The organism is Prevotella sp. oral taxon 306 str. F0472 (genome assembly GCF_000257925.1).
GTDB lineage: Bacteria > Bacteroidota > Bacteroidia > Bacteroidales > Bacteroidaceae > Prevotella > Prevotella vespertina.
Map to the genome: position 1 here is coordinate 1 of NZ_AJIN01000071.1, position 3,857 is coordinate 3,857.

3 protein-coding genes are annotated in these 3,857 nt (G+C 40.8%); all 3 read left to right on the top strand.

The window, feature by feature from the left end:
• Positions 1-115: 115 nt before the first annotated feature.
• Positions 116-1,561, top strand: coding sequence for an IS4-like element ISBf8 family transposase (locus tag HMPREF9969_RS11890; protein WP_005642186.1), 1,446 nt, complete (start codon positions 116-118; stop codon positions 1,559-1,561).
• Positions 1,562-1,864: 303 nt separating this feature from the next.
• Positions 1,865-2,089 carry a hypothetical protein gene (locus HMPREF9969_RS11895; RefSeq protein WP_009436081.1) on the top strand — a complete coding sequence of 75 codons (225 nt, stop codon included), beginning with the start codon at positions 1,865-1,867 and terminating at the stop codon, positions 2,087-2,089.
• A 53-nt stretch (positions 2,090-2,142) separates the two neighbouring features.
• On the top strand, positions 2,143-3,693 hold the full coding sequence (locus HMPREF9969_RS11900) for a hypothetical protein (RefSeq protein ID WP_009436082.1): 1,551 nt from the start codon (positions 2,143-2,145) through the stop codon (positions 3,691-3,693).
• Positions 3,694-3,857: the final 164 nt, after the last annotated feature.

Consider the following 3,857-nt stretch of genomic DNA (forward strand, 5'->3'; position numbering starts at 1 on the left):
TAACTAAAGTTTCCCACCCAAATAAATAGATAGAAAAATAACAGTTTGTCGAATTTTCTTTGTAAATTAGTAATCGCTAAAGAACTGATTTTAAAGACAAGACAACAAAACTGTTATGGAAGCAAAAATAGAGAAAATAAGTGAGTTATCCAAACTTTTGAGTGTTAAAACCCGAATGAGTGATGATTTATTTCATCTTTTTGGCAAGTTTGGCATCGGTCACCTATTATCTCGCCTTTCATTGGAGAAACAGGACGGAGTTTCGGCTTCGGAGTTGCTCCTCTCTCTTTGCCTCTTCCGCATTGTGGGCGAGAGCATCCATAGTATATGCAAACATAAGATATATGAGCTTTCAAATCATGGTAAGAACTGTTTCTATCGCATGATGATTCGCCCACAGATGGATTGGAGACGATTGATGAACCACTTTGCACTGCGTTATATGTGCCTATTGCGTAAGTATGGCGAAGTTCCTCAATCAGATACCACTACATGTTTCATTATAGATGACACCGTACTTGAGAAGAGTGGTGTGAGGATGGAGGGTATCAGTCGTGTTTTCGACCATATGAAAGGCAGATGCGTATTGGGCTACAAGCTGTTACTTTGTGCCTTCTTTGACGGCAAGACAACTATACCCTTTGATTTTTCACTACATCAAGAAAAGGGGAAGCAAGGCAACTACGGGCTGACAAGACAGCAACTCAAAAAGGCATATCACACCAAGAGGAACACCGGCAATCCTGATTATAAGCGCTTTCAAGAGTGTAAGATGTCTAAGCTGGAAGTTGCCATGGATATGCTTCGCCGTGGATGGAAGATGGGGTTACATGCGAAGTATGTGATTACCGATAGTTGGTTCACCTGCGAGCAACTTATGACATGTGTTAGAAGCATAGGTAAAGGGGCAATGCACTTTGTTGGACTTGCAAAAATGGGAAAGACAAAATACACTATATCGGGCAAAAAGAAAAATGCTGCAGAACTCATTGCCACCTATGAACGTGAACGAGGAAAGAACTGTCGTAAATACAAATGTCGATATATTCAGCTCAACGGCAACTTAGGAGATATACCTATCAGAATCTTCCTCATCAAGTATGGTAGAAACTCCGCATGGAACGTTCTGCTCACCACGGATACAACGATGTCTTTCGTAAAAGCCTTTGAAGTGTATCAGATTAGATGGAACATAGAGGTGATGAACAAGGAGACTAAGCAATATCTCGGATTAGGAGGTTATCAAGGTTGTGACTTTAATGGTCAGATAGCCGACGCAACGCTGTGTTACCTTACATATACCGTCATGGCTTTGGAAAAGAGATTCACAGAATATCAAACCATGGGCGAACTCTTTTCGGATATGGAGGGTGATCTCATGGCACTCACGTTATGGAAGCGAGTTCTTACCTGCATCGAACGCATTCTTCGCATTTTAGGAGAAATACTTGGAATGACGCCCCAATACCTTATGGCTACAATCAGCGGAAACGACAAAGAGATGAGCAAAATCCTTGTAATGGCTGAAGCGTTGGAAAAATGGGACGAAGTATGTGGATAGTCTGCATAACTTCTGTTAGGCATGTGTTAACAGTCAATGGATATGGGGGAAGACAGACAAAGGAAAATGAGAAAAGTTGGTGTTTTAAGGGGTGGGAAACTTTAGTTAAATAATAAGGTAAAAAGAGCAGTGTGACACTGCATAAAGTTCTTCAATTAGGATAACAGAATAAGGATTAAATACCAGTTCAATATCACCCTTATACTCCCACTTTTAAAAGTGAGTGTAAACATTTTTGCGTCCTACAAATTGAGAATAAGGATAATAAAACAAGTAAATAAACAGCATTTTATACCATAAGTTATGAAACAGAATAAGATTAAATTGGGATATCAGAAGCCTCAGACAGAGATAATGAGCGTCAACAGTGAGAGCTTTTTGTTAGATGCATCATTCCATAGTCAGCACAATCCAGGCCGTCGCCGCACAGGACCTTCTGCCTCTAACGCAAAGGAAGAAGTAGAGTGGCTTGAGGTTGGTGGCGAGACTTCGTCAAGTAATGGACATACTTCTTTGTGGGAAGATTAATCAAAAGAGAGTTTTAATTAAATAAGTAATAAGCAAAAAAGACTATATTAATAATGAGAAAACAGACTTTTAAGGTGCGCCTGCTATCATTAATAGCATTGTGTGGCATTGTAATGGCTTTTGCGTCTTGCTCTAATGAAGATGTAGCACAGAGCACTGTAGATACAAACACTGAAAACAACAGCAACCTCACTTCATTCGTGACAGGTGCTGCTGCAACACGTACTTCACTCAACTATGACGACGGTGCTTTCTTCTGGGAGGCAGGTGATCATATCTATGTGAAGGACGATAACGGAACTTGGCAGAAGAGTAGCAATGCTCCAACAGAGAAGACTGCCAGCTTTAAGTTCATGGTTCCTGGTAAGTACACTAACAGCACAACGTATAAGGTGTATTACCCTGGTAAGAATGGTCTTAACAATAACGTAACTATCTCTGCAGCACAGAGTCAGGCACAGCCTAATAGCACCACACATATTGGTGAGGCAGGTGATTGTGGTACAGCAGACGCAACAGGTGGTAATGGCGTATTTAACTTCCGTCTCGATCATCAGGCAGCTATCCTCGTGTTCCAGCCTTTTACAAACAATACTGGTGTAAAGAATTGTCAGTTGACAAAGATTGAGGTAACATCTGATAATGATATTACTGGTACTTACACACTTGACACAACAACAGGTGAGTTGACAGGTTCTGCAAGCGGTAAGAGTATTACAATGACAACAAAGGGTAGCGGCTCTTATGCTAATGGTTTCCCATTGACTAACAGCACAGCAGACCTTGCAACTAATGGTGCTTACGTGGTAATTCGTCCTGGTACACATGCCTTGACCGTACGCTATTGGATTAAGGACTATGCAACAAACGTTGAGGGTGCGATTACTAAGACTTATCCTGCATTCGACTATGAGAAGAACGACTACTATGATATGACTGCCAATATCAATGTAACGGATTACGACGGTAGTAAGTACTACATGTGGGATGCACAGAAGAATTACTGGAATGATCATGAGTGGAACTCGGATAACCCTTGGCAGCCTGTGCTTGCAAATGAAAGCAATTCAAACTTCCCAACTTTTGGTAGTGATAGATACTTCCATGAGAATGAAGGCTTTGGTCGTATGGACGCAACGTCTTCTTGTAAGAATCTGCCTAATGCTAATGAAATGGCATGGTATGTAAAGAATGGTGATCCACGTTGGGATGATGATAAACTGTGGACAGCAATGGGACATTTGTATAAGGGTGGTATGTGGTTCCGTGAAAAATCACTTATCAGAATGCTGACATCATTCCAACCTGAACAAGGTCCAGGATATACGGATATGCGTGATAACTTTTATAAATTGGTAGTGACTCCTACTCAAGGTGCACCTGTAAACTATTATTTTGCAAGTAGATCCTTCTTTTTACCAGCTTTGGGTCAATATAATAGTAATGGTCAGTTGACAGATATTGGACAGAGTGGATATTATTGGTCATCAAGTGCTTCTCCAGCCGACTCTAACTGGGCATACTTGTTGCAATTTAGCAAGAGTAAGGTTATTGTAAATACCACACAAAGCGATGGAGGATTCTATGTAGGTACATTTCAGTAAGCTGCATTCTAACTCCTCTCTTTAGGAAGTCCCCTTCTTAAAGCTGCAGGTTTGAAAACATAATCTTGCCAACGCTCGTACAGCGTTGAGCTGTCTTTGGACAACTCAGTGAAGTGCGATTCGTTGGCAAGTTTTGTTTTATATAATCTTATATGGTTGTCATT